At 65.8% G+C, this 25,299-nt stretch carries 23 protein-coding genes; 12 read left to right on the forward strand and 11 right to left on the reverse strand.

Annotated elements, in window-relative coordinates; translation table 11 throughout:
- The first annotated feature begins 25 nt into the window (after nucleotides 1-25).
- Complete coding sequence (locus tag ACVWY6_RS17535; protein ID WP_023954931.1) at nucleotides 26-778, forward strand: lysophospholipid acyltransferase family protein; 753 nt, start codon at nucleotides 26-28, stop codon at nucleotides 776-778.
- Nucleotide 779: 1 nt separating this feature from the next.
- Here the strand turns inward: ACVWY6_RS17535 and ACVWY6_RS17540 are convergent, their stop codons facing one another.
- Nucleotides 780-1,211, reverse strand: coding sequence for an ATP-binding protein (locus ACVWY6_RS17540; RefSeq protein WP_023954929.1), 432 nt, complete (start codon nucleotides 1,209-1,211; stop codon nucleotides 780-782).
- A gap of 47 nt (nucleotides 1,212-1,258) precedes the next feature.
- Nucleotides 1,259-1,681 (reverse strand): STAS domain-containing protein, encoded by a 423-nt coding sequence (locus ACVWY6_RS17545; protein WP_081729630.1) that lies wholly within the window; start codon nucleotides 1,679-1,681, stop codon nucleotides 1,259-1,261.
- 378 nt (nucleotides 1,682-2,059) lie between these two features.
- On the opposite strand from ACVWY6_RS17545, the gene ACVWY6_RS17550 reads away from it, so the two are divergent.
- From ACVWY6_RS17550 to ACVWY6_RS17565, 4 genes are all read left to right on the forward strand, one after another.
- A complete protein-coding gene (locus ACVWY6_RS17550) occupies nucleotides 2,060-3,145 on the forward strand; it encodes a glycosyltransferase family 4 protein (protein WP_457540199.1) in 1,086 nt (361 codons plus the stop codon).
- Nucleotides 3,142-4,125, forward strand: coding sequence for a hypothetical protein (locus ACVWY6_RS17555; protein WP_457539731.1), 984 nt, complete (start codon nucleotides 3,142-3,144; stop codon nucleotides 4,123-4,125). The genes ACVWY6_RS17550 and ACVWY6_RS17555 overlap by 4 nt, the downstream gene beginning before the upstream one ends.
- Entirely contained in the window at nucleotides 4,116-4,946 is an 831-nt protein-coding gene (locus tag ACVWY6_RS17560; protein ID WP_457539732.1) for a glycosyltransferase family 2 protein, read from the forward strand. Before ACVWY6_RS17555 ends, ACVWY6_RS17560 begins: the two co-directional genes overlap by 10 nt.
- A gap of 289 nt (nucleotides 4,947-5,235) precedes the next feature.
- Nucleotides 5,236-5,715, forward strand: a complete 480-nt coding sequence (locus tag ACVWY6_RS17565; RefSeq protein WP_457539735.1) for an AAA family ATPase — start codon at nucleotides 5,236-5,238, stop codon at nucleotides 5,713-5,715.
- A gap of 162 nt (nucleotides 5,716-5,877) precedes the next feature.
- Here the strand turns inward: ACVWY6_RS17565 and ACVWY6_RS17570 are convergent, their stop codons facing one another.
- A complete protein-coding gene (locus tag ACVWY6_RS17570; RefSeq protein WP_457539737.1) occupies nucleotides 5,878-6,705 on the reverse strand; it encodes a MerR family transcriptional regulator in 828 nt (275 codons plus the stop codon).
- Nucleotides 6,706-6,870: 165 nt separating this feature from the next.
- Here ACVWY6_RS17570 and ACVWY6_RS17575 point away from each other — a divergent pair, with 165 nt between their 5' ends.
- On the forward strand, nucleotides 6,871-7,215 hold the full coding sequence (locus ACVWY6_RS17575) for a nuclear transport factor 2 family protein (RefSeq protein ID WP_457539739.1): 345 nt from the start codon (nucleotides 6,871-6,873) through the stop codon (nucleotides 7,213-7,215).
- The gene (locus tag ACVWY6_RS17580; RefSeq protein ID WP_457539740.1) at nucleotides 7,212-8,051 is read left to right on the forward strand and encodes an oxidoreductase; all 840 of its coding nucleotides are present in this window, start codon (nucleotides 7,212-7,214) and stop codon (nucleotides 8,049-8,051) included. The genes ACVWY6_RS17575 and ACVWY6_RS17580 overlap by 4 nt, the downstream gene beginning before the upstream one ends.
- Nucleotides 8,052-8,159: 108 nt before the next feature.
- Here ACVWY6_RS17580 and ACVWY6_RS17585 read toward each other — a convergent pair whose 3' ends face one another.
- Nucleotides 8,160-9,950, reverse strand: coding sequence for a thiamine pyrophosphate-requiring protein (locus ACVWY6_RS17585; RefSeq protein ID WP_457539742.1), 1,791 nt, complete (start codon nucleotides 9,948-9,950; stop codon nucleotides 8,160-8,162).
- A gap of 114 nt (nucleotides 9,951-10,064) precedes the next feature.
- Between ACVWY6_RS17585 and ACVWY6_RS17590 the strand changes: the two genes are divergently transcribed.
- Both ACVWY6_RS17590 and ACVWY6_RS17595 read left to right on the forward strand, forming a co-directional pair.
- Nucleotides 10,065-10,823, forward strand: coding sequence for a lysophospholipid acyltransferase family protein (locus ACVWY6_RS17590; RefSeq protein ID WP_457539744.1), 759 nt, complete (start codon nucleotides 10,065-10,067; stop codon nucleotides 10,821-10,823).
- Nucleotide 10,824: 1 nt separating this feature from the next.
- Nucleotides 10,825-11,670, forward strand: a complete 846-nt coding sequence (locus tag ACVWY6_RS17595; RefSeq protein ID WP_051406338.1) for a Cof-type HAD-IIB family hydrolase — start codon at nucleotides 10,825-10,827, stop codon at nucleotides 11,668-11,670.
- A 79-nt stretch (nucleotides 11,671-11,749) separates the two neighbouring features.
- Here ACVWY6_RS17595 and ACVWY6_RS17600 read toward each other — a convergent pair whose 3' ends face one another.
- The gene (locus ACVWY6_RS17600; RefSeq protein ID WP_457539746.1) at nucleotides 11,750-13,900 is read right to left on the reverse strand and encodes an N-acetylmuramoyl-L-alanine amidase; all 2,151 of its coding nucleotides are present in this window, start codon (nucleotides 13,898-13,900) and stop codon (nucleotides 11,750-11,752) included.
- 311 nt (nucleotides 13,901-14,211) lie between these two features.
- Between ACVWY6_RS17600 and ACVWY6_RS17605 the strand changes: the two genes are divergently transcribed.
- Both ACVWY6_RS17605 and ACVWY6_RS17610 read left to right on the forward strand, forming a co-directional pair.
- The gene (locus ACVWY6_RS17605; protein ID WP_457539748.1) at nucleotides 14,212-15,906 is read left to right on the forward strand and encodes a SpoIID/LytB domain-containing protein; all 1,695 of its coding nucleotides are present in this window, start codon (nucleotides 14,212-14,214) and stop codon (nucleotides 15,904-15,906) included.
- 57 nt (nucleotides 15,907-15,963) lie between these two features.
- Entirely contained in the window at nucleotides 15,964-16,401 is a 438-nt protein-coding gene (locus ACVWY6_RS17610) for a hypothetical protein (RefSeq protein WP_023954882.1), read from the forward strand.
- 110 nt (nucleotides 16,402-16,511) lie between these two features.
- Here ACVWY6_RS17610 and ACVWY6_RS17615 read toward each other — a convergent pair whose 3' ends face one another.
- The 4 genes from ACVWY6_RS17615 to ACVWY6_RS17630 form a co-directional block, all read right to left on the reverse strand.
- Nucleotides 16,512-18,662 carry an Hsp70 family protein gene (locus ACVWY6_RS17615; protein ID WP_457539750.1) on the reverse strand — a complete coding sequence of 717 codons (2,151 nt, stop codon included), beginning with the start codon at nucleotides 18,660-18,662 and terminating at the stop codon, nucleotides 16,512-16,514.
- 168 nt (nucleotides 18,663-18,830) lie between these two features.
- Nucleotides 18,831-19,229, reverse strand: a complete 399-nt coding sequence (locus ACVWY6_RS17620) for a hypothetical protein (RefSeq protein ID WP_457539752.1) — start codon at nucleotides 19,227-19,229, stop codon at nucleotides 18,831-18,833.
- 30 nt (nucleotides 19,230-19,259) lie between these two features.
- Complete coding sequence (locus tag ACVWY6_RS17625; protein ID WP_023954876.1) at nucleotides 19,260-19,664, reverse strand: hypothetical protein; 405 nt, start codon at nucleotides 19,662-19,664, stop codon at nucleotides 19,260-19,262.
- Nucleotides 19,665-19,809: 145 nt separating this feature from the next.
- On the reverse strand, nucleotides 19,810-20,547 hold the full coding sequence (locus ACVWY6_RS17630) for an MBL fold metallo-hydrolase (protein ID WP_457539754.1): 738 nt from the start codon (nucleotides 20,545-20,547) through the stop codon (nucleotides 19,810-19,812).
- 211 nt (nucleotides 20,548-20,758) lie between these two features.
- On the opposite strand from ACVWY6_RS17630, the gene ACVWY6_RS17635 reads away from it, so the two are divergent.
- The gene (locus tag ACVWY6_RS17635; RefSeq protein ID WP_457539756.1) at nucleotides 20,759-21,862 is read left to right on the forward strand and encodes a glycosyltransferase; all 1,104 of its coding nucleotides are present in this window, start codon (nucleotides 20,759-20,761) and stop codon (nucleotides 21,860-21,862) included.
- A 13-nt stretch (nucleotides 21,863-21,875) separates the two neighbouring features.
- Here the strand turns inward: ACVWY6_RS17635 and ACVWY6_RS17640 are convergent, their stop codons facing one another.
- Nucleotides 21,876-23,312: a GTPase gene (locus tag ACVWY6_RS17640; RefSeq protein WP_457539758.1), complete on the reverse strand. Its 1,437-nt coding sequence runs from the start codon at nucleotides 23,310-23,312 to the stop codon at nucleotides 21,876-21,878.
- The gene (locus tag ACVWY6_RS17645) at nucleotides 23,309-25,225 is read right to left on the reverse strand and encodes a dynamin family protein (RefSeq protein ID WP_457539760.1); all 1,917 of its coding nucleotides are present in this window, start codon (nucleotides 25,223-25,225) and stop codon (nucleotides 23,309-23,311) included. The genes ACVWY6_RS17640 and ACVWY6_RS17645 overlap by 4 nt, the downstream gene beginning before the upstream one ends.
- Between the last annotated feature and the right edge of the window lie 74 nt (nucleotides 25,226-25,299).

The following is a 25,299-nucleotide window of genomic DNA, read 5'->3' on the forward strand; positions in this document are numbered from 1 at the left end:
CTTTGGCCAACGCTATGCTCGCCGCATGGAACCGGTCTACGACACAGTCATCGCCATTGCCAGATCACTCTGGGCCGCCGAGGGCCTGAAGTTCACCGTGACCGGGGTCGAGAACGTACCGAAGACGGGTGGCGCGGTGGTGGCGATCAACCACACCGGCTACCTCGACTTCACCTACGCCGGCTTGCCTGCGTTTCTGCAGGGTAAGCGCAAAGTACGGTTCATGGCCAAAAAGGAGGTCTTCGATCACCGCATCAGCGGACCGATCATGCGGAGCCTCAAACACATCCCGGTGGACCGTTCGGCCGGCGCGGACAGCTACCGCGCCGCGGTGGAATACCTCCAGCGGGGAGAGCTCGTCGGCGTCTACCCCGAAGCGACGATCAGCCGGAGTTTCGAGATCAAGGACTTCAAGTCCGGTGCTGCGCGGATGGCGCTCGAAGCGGGTGTCCCGATCCTGCCGACAGTCATCTGGGGCGCTCAGCGGGTTTGGACCAAGGGCCATCCCAAGCGGCTGGGCCGGACGAACATCCCCATCTCGATAGGTGTCGGAGAGCTGATCGCGCCCGATGGCGATCCGGCCTCGCTGACCGAGCGTCTGCACAAGACGATGAGTGAGGAATTGCTGACCTTGCAGCAGAATTACGGGCCACATCCACAAGGGGAGTTCTGGGTGCCCGCCCGACTGGGCGGATCGGCGCCCACGCTGGAAGAGGCCAACCGGATGGATGCCGAGGACCTGGCCGCCCGGGCGGCCAAGCGAGACGGCGGCGTCTGACCTACTTGTCGCGCTCGGCGCCGAGGTTCCACTCCAGGTTCACAGTGGTGCCCTGAGGACTGGGGTTGATGCGCGGATGGTCCGCGAGCGCTTGCATGAGGGGAATGCCGCGGCCGCGAAGCCGGTGAGTCGTCGGGTCGGGTTCTCGCCAGTTCCCGTGGTCCTGAACGGTCACATTCAACTGCTGATCATGCGGATGGTAAGTGGCACGCAGACTCATCGTGCCCGGCTCACGCCCGGTGTATGCGTGCTCCACCGCGTTGGCAAGCGCTTCGTAGACCGCCAGCGTGATCGAGTCGGAGAGGTCGCCGACATCGGGTACATGTTCGGCAAGCCATTCAGCCAGCAACTGGCGTAGCGAGGTCGCGGCCGCCGGTTCGGCAGCCACATCGGTATACATGAGCCGTACGCCCTCGGTCGGCGAGTTCGTCATGACTTGATCGGCACCCACAGCTCACTGTTACCCAAGCAGTACCGCTTTTAAGCGGTGTAAGGATCGTTGCTCTCTTCGGCGAAGTCCGCAGCCGCGGCATCGACGGTCGCATACATGAGAATCGTCTCGTCCAGACCGACGAGACGCATGGGCCGTTCGGTGGCCGGGCCGTCGGCGACGACGCCGAATTTGCCCGTCGGCGCAATGTTCTCGTGGGCGGTGACCAGGGCGGCCATGCCCGCCGATGACAGGAAATCGACTTCGGTGATGTCGATGATGAGTCCGGCCGGCACGCCACTGATCGCCTCGCGAACGGCGTCTGCCAGCTGCGGGACGGTGAGGATGTCGATACTTCCGCGCACGGTCAACACCACCAGCCCACCTTTTCGGTCTGCGGCGATGGTCAGTCCGGTGCCCGGCAACTCATGACCCTCGCGGGCGACTTGCGCTTGCCCGTCGATCGATTCCATCGATACCCCTTGCTCAATGGTGTTGTCTACCGTGCGCGCGGTCTGGGTTGTCAAGACAGCACGCACCCCCGGCTGCTAGCTGAACCGACCTGTCCATGTTTGCACAACTCGGCGACACGGTAACCGAATGGTCGCCGAAATCGGACTCGGAAGCCACCGGCAAGGACTCGGCACTGGTGCGTTTGCCGGAAGGTTTGCCTGGGTACTAAACCCGTTGCCTGTGCGGCGACCGAGATGGATCGTTCGTCGTACCCCCCAAGAAATGGATCGTGGGCCTCCTTCGAGCCGTTGTCGAGAGAGTCAGGAGCTTTGAGAGTCCATGAGCGGTGTTCGACTCGCAGCCGTACACGACGTCATCAGCAACAAAGTGCCGCAATGATGACAGGCGCAGAACCTCTGTCGATCGCCCTCATCGCATCACACCGCTATCCGATCGCCGAACCGTTTGCAGGAGGTCTGGAAGCCCACGTGTGGCATCTGGCCAGGGCACTGGCTGGACGTGGCCATGACGTCGCGCTGTTCGCAGCTGCCGGATCGGACCTCGGTGTCGAGCACGCATTGCTCGACGTCAGCGAGTTCGAACCGAGTCCGGCGGCTCAGCGCGACACCTCCATGCCGGAACCGGGGTTCATGGCTGCGCACCACGCCTACCTCGAACTGATGATGAGACTCGGTCGCGACGACCGGTTCGAAGTCATCCACAACCACAGCCTCCATTACCTCCCGATCGCGTTGGCCCGGACGGCCAAGGCGCCGGTGCTGACCACACTGCACACCCCGCCGACGCCGTGGCTGGAGTCAGCCATCGACGTGAACGCTGAGAACACACGGTTTGCCGCGGTCAGCGAACACACCGCCCGATCCTGGAGTCATGTCGCCCGTGACATCGAGGTGATCAGCAACGGCGTGGATGTCAACCTCTGGCCGGCCGGGTCCGGCGGCGACGACCTCGTGTGGTTCGGACGGTTTGTACCCGAGAAGGGCGCCCATCTCGCCGCACGGGCCGCGGAGAGGGCCGGACTCGGCCTGCGCCTGGCCGGGCCGATCAGTGATCGCGACTACTTCGACCGCGAGATCAGCCCGCTGTTGTCCGATCGCATCCGGTATGTGGGGCACCTCGATCAGAAGGAGTTGGCGACGGTGGTCGGCTCGTCGGCCGCCACCCTGGTGACACCGCTATGGGACGAACCCTACGGACTCGTGGTCGCCGAGTCGCTCGCGTGCGGAACCCCGGTGGCGGGCTTCCGGCGCGGGGGGATCCCGGAGATCGTCGGCGACGACGGCGGGGTGCTCGCCGACTCCGACGACGCCGACTCGCTCGCGGCGGCGGCGCGCCGGGCGATGAGCCTGGACCGGCGGGTTGTCCGAGCGCGGGCCGAGAGTCACTGTGCCGAGGATGTGATGGTGGATCAGTATCTGTCGCTGTACCGGCGGCTGGCCGGCCGGGCGCACCTGGCCGCATGATCGGCTACTACGTCCACCACCAAGGCCACGGCCACCGAAATCGCGCGGCATCCATCGCGGGCGCAATGCGAATTCCCGTCACCGCGTTGTCGTCGGCACCGATCGAACCCGGAGTGTTCCATCGCGTTGTCGAGTTGGCCCGCGACGACCTCGGCCAGCGCCGCGGTGTCACCGCCGCCGGCATGGTGCACTGGGCGCCGATCCGTGACCCGGGGATGCGAGGTCGGATGGCGCAGCTCGCCGCCTGGGTGGAGGAGACGGACCCGGCCGCACTCGTTGTGGACGTCTCGGTCGAGATCGCGGTGTTCGCGCGGCTTCTCGGTGTTCCGGTGATCGTGGTCGCGATGCCCGGCACCCGCGACGACTCTCCTCACCAGCTGGCTTATGGCTTGGCCGACGCGATCATCGCGCCGTGGCCGTCGGCGATCTACGAACCCGACTGGCTGCGTCCGCATCTGCACAAGACCACCTTCACCGGCGGCATCAGCAGATTTGCGGGCCGGACCCTTTGCGTCGATGACGCCGAACGCTCCGACGTCCTGGTGATGACGGGATCGGGAGGCACCCAGATCTCGGAACAGACCGTCGAGGCCTGCCGCTCGGCGTATCCGGACATGACGTGGCGGTTCGCCGGTGGGCCGGGGAGCTGGTTCGCCGATCCCTGGCCGGCGATGTGCAACGCCGGTGTGGTGGTGGGCAATTCGGGACAGAACACCGTCGCCGACCTGGCGGTCGCTGCCAGGCCGGCCATCGTCATCCCCGAAGACCGTCCCTTCGGAGAACAGCGGGCCGTCGCCGAGATGCAGCGGGTGCTGCAGTTGGCCACGGTGGCATCGGCATGGCCAGAGACCTCGGCATGGCCGGCGTTGTGCACGGCGGCGGCGCGGACACCCTCGCACCGCTGGTCCCGGTGGGAGACAGAAGGAGCCGCTGAGCGCGCCGCAGATGTGATCGAGGACGTCGCCCTGAGATGGACATGACCGTCGCCGTGCTCACGATCGTGAGTGGCCGGCACCGGCATCTGCAGGCCCAATTAGGTGCTCTCGCTGCCACTTCCGATCGACCCGACCTCCACGTGGTGGTCGCCATGGACGATCCCGACATCGCTGAACAGGTCGAGCTGGGTGAGGCAGTGGTCGCACACGTCGCGCGCGTCGAGGACAGGCTGCCGCTCGCGCTTGCGCGCAACACAGCTGCGGCGATCGCCCGTGACCGCGGCGCCGACCTGCTGATCTTCCTCGATGTCGATTGCATCCCCGCCCCCGACCTCGTGTCCCGATACAACGCCGCCGTCCAGCTCCGGGCCGGAGAACGCCTGCTGTTCTGTGGGCCTGTCACCTATCTCGACGAACGGGCTTCCGAAGTGGCACGTGGCGGAGGTGACCTCGCGTCGCTGACGGCGCCCCACCGCGCGCGGCCGAACCCGCCGGCCGGTTCCGTGGAGCTCGGCACCGACATGAATCTGTTCTGGTCGTTGTCCTTTGCTGTCACCGCAGCCAGCTGGACGCGGATCGGCGGCTTCTTTGACGGGTACGCCGGTTACGGCGGGGAGGACACCGACTTCGCCCAGATGGCGGCGTCCCAGCGATTTGAGATCGCCTGGGTGGGCGGTGCCCATGCCTATCACCAGTTTCACCCCGTCTCGAACCCGCCCGTGGAACACCTTGACGACATCTTGCTCAATGCCAACATCTTTCACGCTCGCTGGGGGTGGTGGCCGATGGGCGGATGGCTGGACGGCTTCGCGGAACTCGGACTGGTCGTTTTCGACACCGAGCGGAATCGTTGGGTGCGAACGTGAATGGTCCACGGACCGGGGGATAGTTCCTGGTTGTACGGGCTCTGGGTGAGAACGCTAGCCGGACGAACTGACATCATTACCCGGGTACCAGCTCCGGATTGCAGCGAGATATGTTGTCTCGCTGGCGCATTGCAGCCTCCTGTGGGCCAGTCCTCTCGAGGACTTCGACGGTGGACAGTTCGGTGGTTGCCTTGGCGAGGGCGTGTGGATCAAGTCGGAACTGATCCGATCAGCGATGAGCGGAGCGTTTCAAGTCTCAACGTCAGTTGCGTGGCGTAATCTCGGCCCGGTGGCATCGAACGAGACACGACGACCCCGCGTCATGATGATGTGCGGGCCAGGTGGTGCCGGAAAGACCACTTACGCCAAGCGCTTGGAGCGCGAGGGCTGGACGCGTTTGTCGTTCGAGGTGGAGTTCTGGGATCGCGGTATTACGACGATGCCCTCCGCCGAAGTGGTCGGCGAGGTGGCAGCAGACCTGAAGGCGCGTTTGCTGCGCCATGTCGCGACGGGGAACGATGTCGTGCTCGACTTCGGATTCTGGTTCCGGCGACAACGCGATGAGTTCCGCGCATTGCTCGCACCGCAGGGCATCCTGCCGGAGACCATTTACATTGCGACGAGTCTTGAGACCATCCTGAGCCGGGTCGACGACCGACTCGGCAGGCGGGCGGACGATTGGCCACTCACCGAACAGACGGCAACGGAGTACTTCGAGCGGTTCGAGCCGCCGACGCCCGAGGAGGGGCCGCTCAAGGTGGTCCGCTAGGGCGCGTGAAGCAATTCGAGTGCTTGTCCCCAAGGATGTCAACGTATCCATCGTCGCCAACGCCATTCCACCAGTTGCTTCCTGAGGAGCCCGGAACGCGCATGGACCCCCACGCAACGGCCCACAAAACGGCCAGACACCCCCGCCCGCCTCTTGTGAGGATCACTTTGGCGGTGGGGCGGTGCTGAAAATGGGCCAGCAGATTTCGGTGGCTGTGAACGTTGTCGGCTTTTCGGGCGTGCCGCCGATGTAGTGCTCGCGGATTGGCCCTTGGTCGCTGATCAGATGCTCGTTTGCGTATGTTCCCAGCGCCGCGTAGCTGCGGTCGATGCCGTGGTGGCCGCCAGAGTGGGTGAGCACCGCGAACTGGGCCTGAGGCAGGACTTGGACCTGGATGGCGTGCGGGGGTTCCACCGAGGGCGGAGCTGCGACGAAGAGTGTTGCGTTGCCTCGGGATTCGAGAAAGAGTGCTCGGTCGTAGAGGCCGCCTGGCACGACCTCGGCGTGAACGCTTGTGGCTGATGCAACTGCGTCTCGTAGTTTGTGGACCGTGGCCGCGAACCAGCTGTCGATTTCGGCGGTCTCGAGAGTGGCGCCGATAGACCAAACGGTGAGTGCTGGTTCAACCCGCACCTCGATCTCGGCGGGGGCGTGGACGGGAGAAAGCAACTCGCGCAGCGCTCCGACGGTGTCGCGAGTGTGCTGTAGCTGCGCTTCCATCTGTGCGAGATGAGTCGTGATTATCTCGGTGCGGGACGCGGCGTCGTCTGTGCCCAGCAGTGCTTTGATATCCGGGATCGACATCCCGAGGGATCGGAACCGGCGGATGATGTGTGCGTGATCGACCTGGCTGGTGTCGTAGAAGCGGTAGCCGGTGTGCACGTCGATGTGGGCCGGTTCGAGAATCCCGATGTCGTGGTAGTGCCGTAGCGCTTTCCGGCTCAGGCTGGTCATCACCGCGAAGTCGCCGATCGAGACCCGTGCGCCCATGACTTCTCCTGTCGTTGCGTCGTCGGGGTTGTTGTCAGGTGGGGCCCATCGTGAAGCTTGCCCCTAGGGGAAGGTCAACAGGGGCCGGCGCTGAGTGTCCGACATGGACACCAGTTTGCGACTCAGTGTTGACTTTCCCCTTACGGGAAGCACGACCGTGGGGCCATGACAACAGATTGGGATTATCTCCCGGACAACGTAAAGAAGTTCATGACCGCGATCGACGCCCGACAGCGCGCTCAAGCGCTCGCCGTGTTCACCGCGGATGCCGTGGTGACCGACGAGGGCCGCGACCACTCGGGCCGTGACGAGATCGGGGCCTGGCTGACCGACTCGGTCACTGAGAGCGAGTACACCTACACCTCCGAGTTCACCGGTGCGACCACGACCGGCACGACCGCCGACGTCCAGCAGCACCTGGAGGGTGACTTCCCCGGTGGGGTCGCCGACCTGCACTACCGCTTCACACTCGACGGCGCATTGATCAGCCGGTTGGTGATCGAGCCATGAGCAAGCGGTGGTTCATCACCGGCGGCACACCCGGAAACTTCGGCATGGCGTACGCCGAGACTGCCCTGGAGATAGGGGACCGCGTGGTACTGACCGCCCGACGTCCCGAGGAGCTGGCGACGTGGGCTGACCACTACGGCGACCGCGTTCTCGTTGTGCCCATGGATGTCACTGACGCGGCGCAAGTACGACACGCGGTACGAGCCGCCGAGGAGCGTTTCGGCGGTATCGACGTGCTTGTCAACAACGCTGGGCGCGGCTGGTACGGCTCGATCGAGGGGATGAACGAAGCCTCGATACGGGCGATGTTCGAGCTGAACTTTTTCGGCGTGCTGTCCGTGACGCGCGCAGTGCTACCAGGAATGCGTGCCCGCAGAAGCGGGTGGATCGTCAACGTGTCGTCGGTGGCCGGGCTGTTGGCGGCGGTCGGATTCGGCTACTACAGCGCTACGAAGTACGCCATCGAAGCCATCACCGACGCACTGCGCCAGGAAGTCGCCGAGCACGGCATTTCCGTGCTCACGGTCGAACCGGGGGCGTTCCGCACGAACGCCTACGCCGGATTTGCCAGCGAGCCCGTCGCAGAGGCAATCCCGGATTACCACGACATGCTCGAGCAGGTCCGTGCCGCCTTCATCGACATGAACGGGGTGCAACCCGGCGACCCACACCGCGGCGCCCGTGCGGTCATCGCCGCGATGGCCCAAGACCCGCCACCCCGCCGCCTGGTCCTGGGCAACAGCGGATACGACGCCGTGATCGATGCCTTGGAGCAGAACCTGGACGACATCCGATCGAGCGAAACGTTATCTCGCAGCGCGGACTTCCCGTCCTAGACCGATCCCCACGGTGACAGCGGCCAGGTCGCCCTCCTGGACCTGGCCGCCGTCACGCGTTCCACGGTCAGAGCCGGGAGGCGGCGTTGTACCACAAGCCGTTTCGCTTCAACTGTCGTCGGACGGCCTGACCTGCGCCAGCTTCTGCTTGGCGGTGTTCTTCACCACCTGCCACGCGTCCTCGTCGCCTTTGATGAGCGCGCTGCCGAGTGACTTCGCCTGCTCGAGCGTTGCGTGCGGCGGAATGGGCGGGACATTCGGGTCGCACCGGACGTCGAGCAGTGCCGGTCGGTCGGCCGCGAGGGCCGCGCTCCAGGCAGGCCCGATCTCCTCGGTGGTATCGACATTGATGCCGAGAAGTCCGATGCCGCGCGCGAACTCGGCGTAATTCATGTCGGGCAGCGACTGCGACTCGACGAACTTGGGGGTGCCCTCCATCCCGCGTTGTTCCCACGTGACCTGATTCAGGTCGTTGTTGTGCAGCACCACCACGATCAGCCGCGGATCGGTCCACTGCTTCCAGTACCGGGCGATGGTGAGCATCTCGGCGAGGCCGTTCATCTGCATCGCGCCATCGCCTTCGAATGCGATTCCGGGCCGGTCGGGGTGGGCCCATTTCGCCCCGATGACGTATGGCACCGCGGGGCCCATTGTTGCCAGTGTCCCCGACAGTGAGCCGCGTACCGAACCGCGGAACTTGAGATGGCGCGCATACCAATTGGCGGCGCTTCCCGAGTCTGCGGTGATGATGGCGTTGTCCGGCATCCGCTCCGACAGCTCGTGGAACATCCTGATCGGATTGGTCGGTTCGGCGTCGGTGGTGGCCTGACTCTCGGCCATCGTCCACCACTGGTCGACATTCGACTCGATGGACTCCCGCCAGCTGCGGTCTTCTTTGCGACGCAGCAGCGGAATGAGTTGTCGCAGCGTGGTCTTCGCGTCACCGACGATGTTCAGTTCGTAGGGGTAACGCATGCCGATCCACTTTCCGGATCGGTCGATCTGAACGGCCCTGGCCTGGTCGAGTTCGGGCAGGAATTGGCTGTACGGGAAGTTCGACCCCACCGTCAGCAAGGTGTCGCAGTCATTCATCATCTGGTAGCTGGCTGTGGTGCCCAGCAGTCCGACCGATCCGGTGACCCACGGAAGATCATCCGGCAGAACATCTTTCCCGAGCAGTGCCTTTGCGCATCCCGCGCCCAGGAGGTCGGCCACCTCGGTGAGTTCCCCGACGCAGTCGCGCGCGCCCTGACCGATCAGGATGGCAACACGCTCGCCGGCGTTGAGGAGGTCCGCGGCCTGCTGGACCGCGGCCGGATCGGCGGCGGGCGCGCCAGGTGAGAGTCCCAGGCTCGACGGCACGTGCTTGAACTCGTGCTGTGGCGGCGTGTGTTCGAGTTCGAAAACATCCGACGGGAAGATCAGCGCTGTGGGTGCCTGCTCGGACAGGGCGATCCGGATCGCGCGGTCGATCAGATTGGGTATCTGCTCGGGCACGGTGCACATCTGGACGTACTCACTGCAGACGTCTTTGAACAGCGAGAGCATGTCGATCTCCTGCTGGTACGACCCGCCCATGGCGCTGCGCTCGGTCTGGCCGACCAGTGCCAGTACCGGCACGTGGTCGAGCTTCGCGTCGTAGAGCCCGTTGAGCAGATGGATACCGCCGGGGCCACTTGTGGCGGCGCACACTCCGATCTGTCCGGAGAACTTCGCATAGCCGACTGCCTGAAAAGCCGACATCTCCTCGTGGCGGGACTGGACGAACTGGGGAGAATTGTCGGCGCGACCCCAGGCGGCCAGCAACCCGTTGATGCCGTCGCCCGGATAGCCGAAGACCTGCTCGATGTTCCACTGCCGTAGACGTTCCAGGACGACATCGCCGACCGTTGCTGACATGGCTCTCCCTGTGGTGGGTGAATCACTCTCCGTGCCGGCCGCATACCCGCCCGGCAGCTCGCTCACACCCCGTGTGCAGAGGTCGCGTCACCTTTGGGCCGTTACCCTGAGCGCATGGAACCGGTATTCCGGGCGCTCGAGATCACCGCCAAGACCCTGGTCAAGGTGCAGGGCCTGAAGCTGACGTTTCTTGGTCTCGACAAGTTGCCGGCCGCCGGCGGAGTGGTTCTCGCGATCAACCACACGGCCTATGTGGATTTTCTGCCCGCAGCATTGGGCGTCCACCACCGGGGTCGCCGCGTGCGTTTCATGATCAAGTCGGAGATGCAGCAGATCGCGATCATGCGGTTCCTCATCAAACACACCCGCACCGTGCCGGTGGACCGGTCCGCGGGGGCGCAGGCGTACGAACTCGCGGTGCAGGCCTTGCGTGATGGTGAGGTGGTGGGTGTGTATCCGGAGGCGACGATCAGTCGGAGTTTCGAGATCAAGACCTTCAAGTCGGGCGTCGCGCGCATGGCGATGGATGCCGAGGTGCCGATCATGCCGGTCATCGTCTGGGGCGCTCAGCGGATCGCCACCAAGGGTGGACCGAGGAATCTGGGTCGTAGCCGCACGCCGATCATCGTGCAGTTCGGTGATCCGATCTGGCCGCGTGGAGAGGATGCGGTGGAGGCCCGCCGACTGGCCGACCATCTGCGGTCGACCATGCAGGACATGCTCACGGACGTCCAGGAACGCTACGGCGAACACCCCACGGGTGCGTATTGGGTGCCGGCCCGGCTCGGCGGCGGTGCGCCCACGCTGGCCGAGGCGGACGCCCTGGACGCAGCCGATTCGGCCGCCCGACGCGACAAGCGGCAAAATGGATGAAATGCCCCAATTGGATCAAACGCTGTCAGAGTTCGCCGGGCCTCCCACGCTGATCGCCAGCGACGTTGATGGAACCCTCATCGACAACCAGAACACCGTTCCCGAGCTCGTGCGAACGATGATCACCAAGGCGACGGCGGCGGGTGCGACGTTTGTGATCGCGACCGGCCGTCCGCCGCGGTGGATAGCCGAGATCACCGACCAACTCGAGGTCGAGCCACTTGCGGTGTGCGCAAACGGGGCGATCGTCTACGACGTCGCGACCGACCAGGTGCTGTATTCGGCGACACTCGGAGCGTCAGTGCTCGAGCAGCTGGCCGCGCTTGCCTACGAGCAGATCCCGGGGTGTGGTCTGGCGGTGGAGCGGGTGGGCAAGAGTGCACACGATGCGGCGACGCCCCCGTTTGTCGCGACCGCGGGCTATCAGCACGCGTGGCTCAATCCGGACCACATCGAGATGAGTGAAGCCGACGTCCTGTCGGAGAACGCGGTGAAGATGTTGGTCCGGCGCCCCGAACTCAGCAGCGACGAGATGGCTCGGCGTCTGGAGGCGGTGGTGGGCGACCTCGCCGACGTCACGTTCTCCACCGACAACGGGCTCATCGAACTCTCGGCACCCGGCGTCAGCAAGGCCAGCGGATTGCGGATGCTGGCCGAGCTGAAGGACCTACCGACCGGTGCATCGATCGCGTTCGGAGACATGCCCAACGATGTCGAGATGTTGCGGTGGGTCACCCGGGGTTTTGCGATGGCCGGTGGCCATCCTGCCGCCATCGCCGCGGCAGATGAGATCGCGCCCGACAACAACTCCGGCGGGGTGGGCCAGGTGCTGGCCCGGTGGTTCTAGCGACACCGACCGCGCGCGGCCCCGAGCGTCGCGCACCGGTGTGAACCGTTGCGCGACAGCCGGAACCATCCGTCAGGTGTCAGCCTGCCGGCGGTACGGTCGGTACCGCGGCCGCCTCGCGCTGGGCGTCGTAGGTGTCGTTGAACGTGTCGATGTAGGTACGCAGCACCCGCACGATGCCGGTGACCAGGTTCCACACCAACGTCCCGCCCTGGAAACTCTGCGTGACGCCGTCGGGTCCCGTTGTCTCCGATGACGTGGGCAGGCCCAGCGGGCTGTTCTCGAAGCCCATGAGGGCCCATGCTTTTGCGATGGCGCCCTTGACGATCTGCGCGCCGGTGGACTCGGACCAGTAGATCTTGCCGTTCTCGAAGTCCACGAACTTGGCACTGCCATTCGGTGTGGTCTGCTCGGTGGTCACGGCATTGCCGAGTTCACCGGTGGGACCGCCGGTGGCCATCCACTGCTGGGCGATGGCGCCGGTGTCGGTGGTGGACAGCACCTGAGGATTTTCGGTGCCCGACACTGGGCTTTCCACCGGCGCCGGGTCCGCTGGGGCGGGGGCAGCCGGGGGTGTCACCACGGCGGCACCCGACGCGGCGATCTCGCGGATCTGTGGGAGTGCCTCGTAAGCGAGGTTGCCCGGGCATTCGGTGGAGTAGAAGTCGCGGTGCCCGCTGATGATCGGCAGCGTCGCCGTCTCACCGGCCGCGAACAAGGCCCCGTCGAAGCCCTGCGACACCACCGAGCCCGTGCCGCGGGGATCCAGGCCCGCCAGCCGGAGACGCCAGCCCAGGAAAGATCCTGCGGCAGCGAGCATCTCGGGCGAGGGAGCCATCTCGTTGAGATTGCCCATCAGCGACAGGCCCATCGTGTCCTTGTTGAAGCCGCCGGTGTGGGTGCCCTGGACGTTCTTGTCCAACCCGCCTGCGGTGCCTTCGAAGATCTGACCGTACTTGTCGACCAACACGTTGTAGCCGATGTCGCACCAGCCCAGGGTCTGCGCGTGGTAGGCGTAGATGCCGCGCACGATCTCGGCGGACTGCTCGCGGGTGTAGTCGTTGGTCCCCGCAGTGTGGTGCACGACAGTCTCTTTGAGGGTGTCGTCGTACGTCGGCTCCGAGCACCGGATGGATTCGTCGGCGCCCCACTGCGCCCGGGTGATGACCTGCGGAGTGGCCGACGGTGTCGCCACGGCGGGCGCCGCGGCCGGTGCGGCGGGATCAGCCGCCAAGGGCTGTGATCCCAGGACCGCGCCGGTGCCGGGTGTGATCAATGCGGCACTGATGGTCGAGATCGCCTGCTGCAGCGCATTTTGTCCGGGTGCACCGGTGGTGGTGAGCAGCGGTTCCTGCTTGGGCGTGAACGCCTGGGGCACCACCTCACCTGATGTGACGGTCGAGGTAGGGATGGAGGTGTCGGTGCGCTTGGGAACCGGGGGAGTGGTGAAGGTGGTGGTTGTCGTCGGCACCTCATCGGTGGGGCCGGTTGTGGTGGTGGGAGGTGTTCCACCCGGCGAACTCGTCGCAGACCCCTCGGTGGATCCGGTGCCGGTGCCAGGGGCGGCGACACCGTCGTCGGTGACCGCGATCTGCACCAGGTTGGTCTTGCCGACCCACACCGGTTCGGTGCCCTGCTTGTTCGGATCTTTGGCACTCACGCCGTCGACGCGGTCGGCCGAGACCCATGGGCCCCAACTGCCGTCGATCTGTTTGGCGCGCACGTAGGCGGTGGTGTTGGCGACGCCCTGCCAGGTCAGCCCGACCATGGAGAACGGGTCTGATTGACCCACCTCTTTCACGATCGCGCCCTCGGGGACGTCGTCGCCGGTCGCAGGGGCCGGAGCACTGCTGGACGCATCTGTCGACGATGGCGACGAAGGCGAAGTGGTGATCGTCCCCGGCGCGGTGGTCGAGGGGAGCAGATCGGTCGGCAGGAGGCCGGGTGGGATCTGCAGCGGAATGTCGGGCAGTTTGATGCCCGAGACATCGATCGGGGGCAAGGTCACCCCGGCGTCGGCGAGCCCGGACTTGACCAGGTTCAGCACGATCGTCGGAACCTCGTTGAGGTTGATCTGGTTGATCGTCGTCGCGGTGACGGCGGGCGGCTCGGTCGGGTCGACGGCGAAATTCGGCGCGCTTCCCCCGACCAGGACTGCAACCGGGCTGGCCACAACGACGGCGGCCACCGTCCCCAGGACGATCGACGGCTTCGGTCGGCGGTAGCGCACGTGGTTCTCCCTTGATTGTCGTAACTGATCGACAGTCTTTTCACCGGCGCCCCCACGCACGCCAAACTGGCGTCTCGTGGGCGACGTCGACTTCCCCATCGACTTGCCAGACGGCCAAATCGTGGCTTCTACGGACACCGAAGTCCACGACCGCTCTCGGCGTGGCGTGAAACTCGTGATGCTGTTGTTACTCGATGTGACTTTTGTGGCCGCTGTTTCTTCACTACTGTCACAACAGTCCCACTAGTCACATGCTCGCGGCTGTCGCGTGCGCCTGACCGCGACCGTGGGCGAGTGATGAGAGGACATCTATGCCGCGCATTCCAGGGCTGTACACAACCCGCCCCATCGGGGGCCGTGATGTGTTCGGCACCGGTCTGCGGCGGACGGCTGCGGCCGGGGTGTCACTGTTGCTCGCCGCCGGCGTGACCATGTGGGCAGTGCCGCAGACGGTGAAATCGAACGTCGATCTCACCGTCGGTGGCGAGGTGACGCTGATCGGACACGGCAACGGCCACGGACGCGGGATGGGTCAGTGGGGTGCGTTCGGCTACGCCAAACAAGGTTGGTCCTCGACTCAGATCCTGAGTCACTACTACGGCGGCACCACCGCGGGGAAGGTGGACAACGTCGACGTCTCGGTAATTCTCACAGGCGAGTCGTCGGTCAATGTCTTCGCGGATGCCGGCCTGAAGGTCGGTGAGGTGGCGGTGGCGCCCGGACAAGCAGTCAGTTTGTCCGGGTCCACCGCCACCATCACTGATGGATGCGGTGGCGGTGTGGTCCAGACGGTCGAGCTGCCTCGATCGCTGGTGTCGCCAATCACCGCGGGTCCAGGCCGTCCGGTGCCCGAACTGCTGAAAATGTGTGGTTCGAACCAAACCTTCCGGGGCTCACTCGGATTCGACGGTGACCGCGTGATCAACGTCGTGCCGCTGGACGACTACGTGAAGGGCGTCGTCCCCAAAGAGATCATCGTCAGCTGGGCGGACGAGGGCGGCGCCGAGGCGCTCAAGGCCCAGGCGGTGGCCGCCCGTACCTATGCTCTTGCGTCCATGGACATCAGCAAGCCCATCGACGACACCCAGAACTCGCAGGTCTACGGCGGTTTCGGTGCCGAGGACCCACGAACGAACGCCGCTGTCGACGCCACCGCCGGTGTGGTCCTCATGAAGGACGGGAAGCCGGCCTTCACCGAGTTCTCCTCCTCAACCGGTGGCGCCACCGACGGCCGGGACTTCCCGGCGGTGCTCGACGAAGGCGACACCATCTCGCCGTACCGCGACTGGACCGCCACTGTGAGCTCGGACAGCATCGCCTCCACCTTCGGTGTCGGGTCGCTCACCGGTTTCGAGGTGATCGAGGCCTACGGCATGGGCGCGGAGAACGGCCGCGCAGCGATGGTTCGGATCAGCGGGACCGGCGGCACGGTCGACGTCCCGGCGCAGGAGGTGCGCACCAAGCTGCAGCTACGTTCCTCGTTCTTCTCGGTCCAGGGTCAGACCTCTCCGCCCGCGATCGTTGCTCCTCCCTCCGGCGTCGGTTCCACGCCCACAGGTGGCGTGCCGGCCATCCCGACGCCGGGCGGCACCCCGCTGCCCACCGGCGAACTGCCCGCAACGCCGGGTACCGGGACCGGAGATCTCGTCAGCGAACTGCTGGCTCTCGCCGAAGCAGCCATCGGTGGCAAGTTCACCGAACTGGGCGGCAGCTCAGGTGTGCTCGGGGAAGCGCTCGGGCCGATTCTGCCGACCACGTCGGGAACCGGAGCGGTTCAGCAGTTCCAGAACGGCTCGGTGTTCTTTGGTCCCGACACCGGTGCACATGCTCTCGGCGGCCTGGCCCTGCTGAACTTTGCACTACAGGGCGGCGAGAGCGTGCTCGGCCTACCGCTCGAGGACTCGTTGAGCACCCTGCTCGGGCCGGTCACCCAGGTTTTCCAGAGCAAGTTCGCCGGTGGCATCCTCGAGGTCGATCCCGCCACCGGACAGGCCTCGCGCAAGTAGGCGTTCGCGCCCGCAGCGCTGCGTTTCGGCAGCCGTGCAAACGGGCATTCGGTGTCCATGAGTATTGAAGACGGTCCTGGCGACACCCTGAGCCCAAGCGAGAGCCTCGACTCCGACGACCTCAAGAATCATGGTGACGACGACGTCGTCGATCCCCCAGAGCACTGGGCGGAAGCGGACAAGTTCGGCACCACGCACAGTGAGGAACGCGAAGGCGAGTCCCTTGACGAGCGAATCGCCGAAGAGGTCCCGGACGTGCAGCCCGAGGAACAGCCTGAGGTACCTGTCGCAGCCGCTCCCGACGACGAGCTGACCGAGAAGCTGGTCGACGAGGTGATCGATGATCAGGGACCCGACGACAATGTCCTCGCCGACGGAGTGCAGGAACTGGAGACCGACGACGGTCTGATCGTTCACGACGGTGGGTCGCGAGTGCAGGGACAGGGTCAGGCATTCCCTGACGACGGCGATTCGCTGTTCCAGGAAGTCGACTGAACGCCTACGTTCTTCTTCTCGAACAACCAGTCCGCCCGCCGGCAATGCCGACGGGCGGACTGTTTTGTTGGACTGCTATTTGCTGGACTCGGTACCGGGCTCGCGCCGATTCAGCAGAGACAGATGCCGGCCGACTGCAGCCACGCGGTGAAAGCTGCCTGATCAGGACTGGTGGTCACCCACCAGGTCACCGTCGAGTTGGCCTCGGAGTACACGAAGTATCCGGTGCCGCCGTTGTCCATCGCGGCGAAGTACGCATATGTGGTGCCGCCGTCGAAAGGCCGGGAGAACATCTCCGACGAGTTGCCTTCGGAGTACTCCTTGTCGGCTATTGCCTTGATGTTCGAGTCCGACGACTCGATGATGACGATGCTCTCGGCGCGTACCGCTCCGGTGCCGTCGGCCACAACGGCGGGCGCCGGGTCGCAGACGATCGCGGCCAACGCGTAGTCCGGTCGCGACTTTTCGCCACATGTGGTGATGTCGACGAGATCGGTGTTCGCATCGGCGAGCGCCTGATCGTCGGCGTCGAGCGATGTTGATGCGGTCGAGGTCTCGGTGGTCGGCTGCGTGCGCCGCGTGGTTGTTGTGGTTGTTGTCGTCGACGTTGTGGAGGACTGGCCCGGTTGTGCTTTCGGGTCGTCGTCGCCTCCCGAACTCGCCAGGGCCACACCGAGGATGACCACCACCAAGACAACAACCACGGCCGCGATGGCGGCGATGGCGATGTTCCGGTTGCGGTTGGGATTCGGCGGCGTGGCCGGCGCGGCCCCGCCGTACGGGGGCTGACCACCGCCGGATCCGTACAACGGGCCCGAATTCTGCTGGCCTGCAGAACCGTACGGCGACCCCTGGCCGAACGGGGCCGGTCCGTAGGGGGCTTCTTGGCCGTAGGTACCGGCCTGCCCGGCTGCGTAGGGGTCGGCTCCTGCACTGTCATAGGGGTTCTGGGCGTAACCACCGGATTGCGCAGCCGGGGCGCCCCATGGCGGCGGCGGTTCGATTCCCGCAGGAATCGGTGCCTGTTGGGTGGGTGGGAACTCCGGAGTCGACGGGGCCGAGGGGGTTGCAGGGGCCGATCGGGGAGGTTCGGGTGATTTCGACAGGGGGACCGGGATGACGGGCGGCATCGGTGCGCCGGGCAAAGCTGAAGCCGATCCCTCTTGTTGTCCGACAACGGATTCGAGGGCACCGAGGGCCACGACGGTCTTCGGGTTGTCGAGTGTGGCGACGGTGCCGAGCTCGCCGAGTCGTTGGTGCACCAGCGGCACCCGAGATGATCCGCCGGTGAGATAGATCCGGACGTCGCGGCCGGCTCCGGCACGGGCCAGTGTGCGGGAGGTCAATTCCACCACGGCATCGACGTTCTGCGAGATGAGCTGTTCGAACTCGCCCCTGGTGAGTTCGAGGGTGGCCTCATGGCCGCCGGCGCTGATGTTGATGACGGCCCGAGGCGACTCCGAGAGCAATTCCTTGGCCCGCCGGATGTTGTCGTCGACCGCCCGTTTGGTGGACAGGTTGGCGCCCGTGCGCAGGTACTCCAGCAGTTCGGGGTTCCGCGAGGTGAGTTGCTTGTCCACCCAACGCCGGATCATCGCGTCGAGGTTCTTGCCACCGAGACCGTTGTTACCGTCGTGGGCAACGAGGTCGATGGGTCCGGCACCGCCGGCGGCTCCCGCACCGAGCTTCACCACCGCCACATCGCATGTCCCGCCGCCGTAGTCGACGACCACAACCGTGGTCGAGCCCGCGTCGGCGGCATCGCCGATCGCGCTGGTGTAGTGGGCGATGGCCGCGCGTGGCTCGGAGATCAGCGTGACCGCAGATCGATCGAAGCCGATCAATTCGGCAGCGCGGGTGAGGATGTCGACTTCCTCGGGTGACCATGCCACGGGGTGGGTGAGGATCAACCGCGTCGGCCTGGTGCCACCGCGCCTCTCCGCCGCGCGTGTCAAAGCCGAATTGAGCACGGCAGCAATGAGATTCTCCAACGGAAGATCCAGATTGCCGACCGGAACGGTTCCGGCGTTGATGTGCCGCTTGGGATGGGTGATGAACGCCGCCGGGTTGTTGCCGGCCTGATTGACCGCGGCCTCGCCGACCACGATGTTGCGATAGGAGTCTGCGTAGACCGACGACGACATGATGTCGCTGTTGTGCGAGAGCGGCACCACCTGCGGCGCGCCGTGCCCGGGTTCGTAGGCGGCCGCCGCGGTATTGGACGTGCCGAAGTCGATAGCCAGCCACCATTGGTTCGACATCGGTGATGGGTCCTTCCGGTTTCAGGATTCAGTGTGGGGAATGACGATTGGGACAGCGGACTCGGCCACCGTCAACCTAGTTGATCACCGGGCTGACGGCGGCCGATTGTCCTGCTGTCGAATGACCGACGAATGCGGTCCGGGTTGAGGCGGGGCGTTGGGTGCTCGTCAGAGCAACGTGAACCCGTCGGGGATGCCGTTTTGGTCGGAGTCGGTGACCGACAGGTCGTGCACACCGTCTTGGTCCAGGTCGGCGAAGACGGTGTCCGCCGTCCCGTCTTGGTCGAGGTCGGACAGGCTCGTCTCGCTGAACCCGTCGCCGTCGGTGTCGTAGGCGATGGTCTCGGCTTCCCCGTCTTCGGTGAAGTCCTGGACGATCGTGTCGCCGACGGTGTCACCGTCGGTGTCGAGCAGCGCGGACTCGGAGTAGCCGTTTCCGTCGAAGTCGGCTGTTTCGACGACGTAAGGCGGTTCGTCAACGTAGGGCGGCTCGACGACGTCGGAGTGGCCGCTGTACTCGGCCGGCGGATCCTTAGGGGACGGCTCGGGGTGGACCGAATCAGACATGGTTCACAACTCCTGTGATCGTTCGTGAATCTAAAGAGCGCTGGTGTCGGGCGTCTCGACGGTGGAGGGGTCGACCTCGGTCCACTCGTCGGTGGTGATGTCGTGGGTGTAGACGGCGTCCACCTCACCGTCCTGGTTCTCGTCGACAAAGGCCACGTCGTGGACACCGTCGACGTCCTCGTCGACGAAGACCGTGTCGACTTCGCCATCCTCGTCGGTGTCGGAGACCGCCGTCTCGTGGTGCTCGTCGCCGTCGGTGTCGAAGGCGATGGTCTCCGGCTCGCCGTTCTGGTCGTAATCCTGGATGAGTGCGTCGCCGGAACCGTCGGCGTCTACATCGACCAGGGCGGACTCGACGACTCCGTCGCCGTCGATGTCGAAGACCTCGAGGACGGTGGCGTCTTCGGCGATTTCGGGGATGCTGTTGTCGGACATCGGGTTCTCCTTGTGTGCGGGGCGGGTGCAGGCCGTGGTGGCTTTGCTGTGTTGTGAATAGGAGAAACCCGGTGGCGTGAATGTTCCGGTTGTTCGCAGAAAATCTCAGGAAGATTTGCTGCCCGGCGGATCGAGCCGGGAGAACTCAGTGCGGACCGCGCGAGAGGGCGAGGTCGGCGGCCGCCTCGATGCCGTCGTTCCAGGGTTCACCGTGTCCTGTCAGCACCACCGACGCGTGCGTATCGGCGAGCTTTTGCAGCGAACCCAGGGCGCGACCACTGTCTGCTGTCGCGGCACCGGCAACGATCTGTGGTCCGGGCTGGGCGGTGTAGGGATCGAGCGTGACCAGTGCGTCGCCGGCGATCAGGGCGTCGCGGTCGGGGAAGTGCAGAGCGATGTGACCGACGGTGTGTCCCGGCGTCGGGATGACCACCGGCGCCCCGGGTAGCACCTGGTCGGTGGTGATCGGGGTCGGATCGAGTACTCCCCGAACCATCAGTGCCCCGGCCATGGTCATCCGCCCGAGCGCGGGAATGGATGCCGGATACCGAAGGGGGTATAGCAGCCGCGTCTTCTCGTGCTGGTAGCGGTAGGGGTGCCGGGCGAGCCGTTCGTCGTCGGTGTGCACCCACACCGGCACATTCCACTCCTTCTGCGCCCGACGTGCGGTGCCCACGTGGTCGAAATGCGCATGGGTCAGCACTATTCCTTCGACCGAGTCGGGCTTGCGGCCCAGTTCGTCCAGGGCTGAGATCAGGTGCGGCCACACCCGGGGCAATCCGGAGTCCACGATCAGCACCCGATCGTCGTACTCCACGAGATACAGATTCGTGGAGGCGTAGGTCAACATGTGGATGCCCGGGGCGACATCTTTGCTCAGCACAGTGCTGCTCCGATCAGAAGTGGATCTTCAGGGCGTCTTGTGTCTGGCGGCTCCCGGCGGATTACCCGGCCTGCGGGGCCCCAAAACGCACAGGTCCGGCGAAGGCTCCTGTTCCACCGGTTGTGCCGAGGTGATCAGAGTTCACGTTTTGTTGAGTCCGCGTTCGATCGGCGGATGCATCAAGCTCTTCTGCTCGCGACACAGTCCGAGGATGCGAGTGGTGCAGGTCGCGAACTTCTACGGCCCCCGGTCCGGGGGCCTCCGGACTGCGGTCGATCAACTCGGGGCCGGGTACTGCGCGGCAGGGCACGACGTGACGCTGATCGTTCCGGGACCACTGCACACCGAGGAGAAGTTGGCGTCCGGAGTCGTGCGGATCACCGTCCCTGCTCCCAGGGTTGCGTTCACCGGAGGATATCGGGTGGCGCGGATGCGGCCCGTGGTCGACGTCGCCGCTGCCATGCGACCCGACGCCATCGAGGTGTCCGACCGGCTGACGCTACGTGGGCTCGGGCAATGGGCTCGGCGCCGAGATGTCGCCAGCACGATGATCTCCCACGAACGCCTCGACCGCATGCTCGGTCAGGTGATGCCTGCACAGGCCGCGCGACGGCTGGCCGACGTGGCCAACCGCCGCACCGCGCAGTCGTACGACACGGTGGTGTGCACCACCGACTTCGCCCGCGAAGAGTTCGACCGGATCGGCGCGACCAATGTCAGGCGGGTCCCGCTGGGCGTGGATCTCCAGACCTTTCACCCCGATCGTCGCGACGCAGGCACTCGTGCCCGGTGGGCGAGGACGGATCAGCCGCTCTTGGTCCACTGCGGACGATTGTCGGTCGAGAAGCACGTGGACGGGAGCATCGACGCGCTTGGTGTGCTGCGCGACAACGGAGTCGACGCCCGGTTGGTGATCGCGGGCGACGGGCCGATGCGAGGTCGGCTCGAACGCCGCGCCGCCGGTCTGCCCGTTGAATTCGCGGGGTTCATCACCGACCAGCTGGCACTCGCCCGGCTGCTGGCGTCCGCGGATGTGGCACTGGCCCCGGGACCGCACGAGACCTTCGGGTTGTCGGCGCTCGAATCCCTTGCCTCGGGGACACCGGCAGTCGTCTCCGCCACGTCGGCGCTCGCCGAGGTCCTCGATCGAGGGTGCGGGTTCGTGGCAGAGAACTCGCCCGAGGGTTTCGCCCATGGCATCGGTGATGTGTTGTCCCGGCCCGAGGCCCCCCGCCGGGAGGCCGCCCGGCGGCGTGCCGAAGACTTCGGGTGGCCGCGGGCGGTCCGGGAGATGCTTGCCGCGCTGGCGGTGTGACGGGACGCCCGGATCAGATCGCGCGACGCATCATCGAGTAGGTGCGCAAGAGTACGGCCACCGCCTGCTCCTCGGCCGCGGACCCGCCCATGAGGCCGGCCTCATGGACCTGGCGAAGGCGTCGATCCAGCTCGGCCGCAACGGTATTGCGGTCAGCGGTGTGCGGCAGTCCGATCCGTCCCGCGATACCCGAGCCGATCAGGATCTGCCGTAACTCGCCGACCCAAGGCGACTCGGGGTCCGATCGGGTCAGGGCGTGCATCGCCTTGAACTCGGCCATGGTGTGTGCCTGAGGGGTCTGACGAACCTGCCGCAGGTACGACCGGATCTGCCCGCCTGCAGGATGGGTCAACGCCAGATGCTCGATCTCGGTGCACGCCCGCACAGCTCGCGTGATGAGTACCGACCGGGTGAGATCGAGTTCGATGTTCGCCCGGAGCTCATCGACTCCCGAACGCTGCTGCAGCCATGAGTTGACCGCGTGGGCGCCGCGCGGGGCGAGCTTTCTGGCGTGCCGTAAACCGTACTCGCCCAACAGGTCCAGTAGTCGGTCGCGCTCGGCGTCGGTGCCGATGGAGGGGGTCTCTGCTTCCAGCCAGAGCTCGAGCGCCGTGTCGGAGAGCCCGGCCAGTGCCGCCAGTGCGTCGGCATCGGATTCGGTGAACTGGCCGGTCTGCGCCGTCTGCGCCAACAGTCCGGCGACGGGCTGCACCGTCAGCAGGCTCGCCGACATCGATTCGGCGATCACGGCGGACTGTGCTCGTGCCGCGTCGATGGGATCGACGTCGCCGAACGCGCCCTCGCCCAGGGTGTCTGCCTTGGCCAGGGCCCCGATCGTGTTGACCGCCGAGAAACCCAGCTCGCGCAGGAACTGCACTTCGTCGGCGCGCGGCGTCGCGTCGAACAGGAAGATCGCCGCGTCGGCGTTCACCGACGCGTCGCGGGTCTGCCCGAACCCGTCGATCAGTGCGCGGCGGGTGGCCTGCTCGTTACCGGTGGTGATGGTCGCCAGTCCGGGGGTGTCGATCAGCACCATGCTGCGCAGCAGTCGGCTCGGCAGGAAACGGTCGAGATAGGCGACCTGATCTGTCGGACAACCCAATTCGGTGGGTCTGCCGTCGATCAGCCGGACGGTGTGCCGGGCGCCGCCGATCTTCACCGCCTCGGCGCGCGCCGGCGCACCGTCCTGGTACACCGCAACGACCTTGGTGCACTCGGTGGCCGCGGTGTCGGCCACCAGGTCGCCGATAAGGGCATTGACGAGCGTGGACTTGCCTGCCTTCACCCGCCCGACGACCACCACACGCGGCGGCGCCCACAGGGTGTCGCGGATCTGAGCGGTGCTGCGAGCCAAGGGGCGGTCGATTCGTGCGATCTCTGCCAGCGCCGCGGTGAGCTGATCACGGAGAGCATGGGGCCGGGTCCGTCGCCCTTCGTGGGGCCGGCTCACGGGGTGTCACCGATGGAGGCCGGCTCTGTGCCGAGTACCGGGTCCTTCTCGAGAGCCACATGCTCGCCCAGGTCCACATCGCTGCGTCGGGCATCGGCTTTGAGCCCGGCGATGGCGGCGTCCAATTGTTCGATGAGAGAGACGATCTCGGTGAGGCGACGGGTCAGACCGCGCACCCGCTTGTCGCGGGTTGCCTTGTCTTCCTTTGCCGCTTCGGCTCCGGCGTTGATCTGTTCGGTGATCTCATCGGTCTGGGCACGCAGGTGACGGCGATAGGCCACCACGATTTCCGGGCGCGCGGTCGCGACGGTTCGGTCGATCACACGCAGAGTCGATTTGTTGGCGAGCGACAGTGTTTCGCGCAGCCAGGTGATGAGGTGCTGGCGTCCGTTGCGCATGGCGCGGTAGCCCAGGTTCACCGACAACCAGACACCTCCGGCCACGAGCCCGATCGGCAGCACGGCCGCCATCGCGAGACTGCCGAAGATCGCGCCGCCGACCATTCCGCCGGTGAGCAGGTTCGCCCCCATGAAGCCCATCATCATGGCGCTGGGATCGACGACGTCTTTCCACTTCCGTTGCACCTCTGGGGAATTGATGTCCTCGGCCACCAGCGCGCTCGCAACGGTGTCCATGATGTCTTCCCAGTGCTCGTCGTTGCCGAACAGCCGGGAGACGATGTCGTGTAGCGAGGTCGCGAAGGTGTCGAATGCCCGCGCCGACGCGGCCTGTAGGTCGGACATGATGGCGGCGGTGAACACCTGTGGTTGCTTGCGCAGGATGCGCCACCCCTCGCCGTTGATCCGTGCGCTCCAGTCTTCCTTGATCTTGTTGAAATCGGCGTCGAGTACGGCCACGGCCCGCTGACGGGCGAGGGTGATGTCGCGGGAGAGGTGCTGGTCCCACTCGGTGCCGTGCTCGCGAAGCGCCTTGAGCTGTGCCTTTTTTTCGTTCAGGTCGTCGAGTGCGCTCGAATTGCCCTGCACCACAGCGATCTCGGTGTCGAGGCGGGTCTTCATCCGATGCATGCCGCTCAGGCAGACCTGCAGTCCGTCGAGTTGCGGCGCGATCTCGGCGTTGTCCAGCAAGCCGGTGATGGCGTCGCGCAGCGCCGGTATGCCCGAGGCCGTGAGGATTTCCTCGCGGGTGTCCGCAGGTTCGGTCAACGCAGCAAGCGCGCGCACCCCGGACACTCCGATCACCTGGACATCGCGACCGAGTTGGCTGCGGACTATCGTCCTGTTCTCCTCGGCGATGGTTCGCCAGTTGCGGCGGTTCTTGTCGATCTTCGTCATCGCCACCACCACGGAACCGGAGGTCTCGGTAGCGGTCCTGAGGAACTCGATCTCCGGTGCCGTCAGGGGAGCGGCGCTGTCACACACCATCACGATCGCCCCGGCGCGGCGCGCGGCGGTCAGTGCCAGGCGCGCGTGCCGTGGGTCCAGGCCGCCGGCGCCCGGTGTGTCCACCAGGGTTAGACCGGGGAGGTGCAACGGGTCGACGGCAACCACGGCCTCGGTGGGCAACGCCTCGATCGTCGGGTCGAGCACGTGGCGGCCACCCATCGTCACCCATTCCGGGAGCTGGTCGACCGGGATCACCTGATCGGAATCGCCGAAGACCAGGCGGGCGGTGCCGGCCGCAAGCGTGTCGTCGGGTGGCGAGAACCACACGCTCGCGCTGGTGGTGATGTCGACACCGACGGGGGCGAGGTCGGCCCGGCCGATGAGCGAGTTCACCAGGGTGCTCTTGCCGCGCTTCACCTCACCGACGAAGACCACCGCAGCTGCCGAGCCGGCTGCGCGGAAGCGGGCCTGGGCCAACTCGGCGGCCTTCGTCTGGCCGTACTTGCGCAGCGTCTCGGTCGCAGCGGCCAGGGCTTCGGCCGCGTGGGCGGTGGCACCTGCGTTCACGGTCACTCCAGATTCGATCGAGTAAAAGGGTCAGTCGATGGATCGGTTTCGCTGCCGATAACTCTGCCGTATCC

This window comes from Williamsia sp. R60 (genome assembly GCF_054063855.1).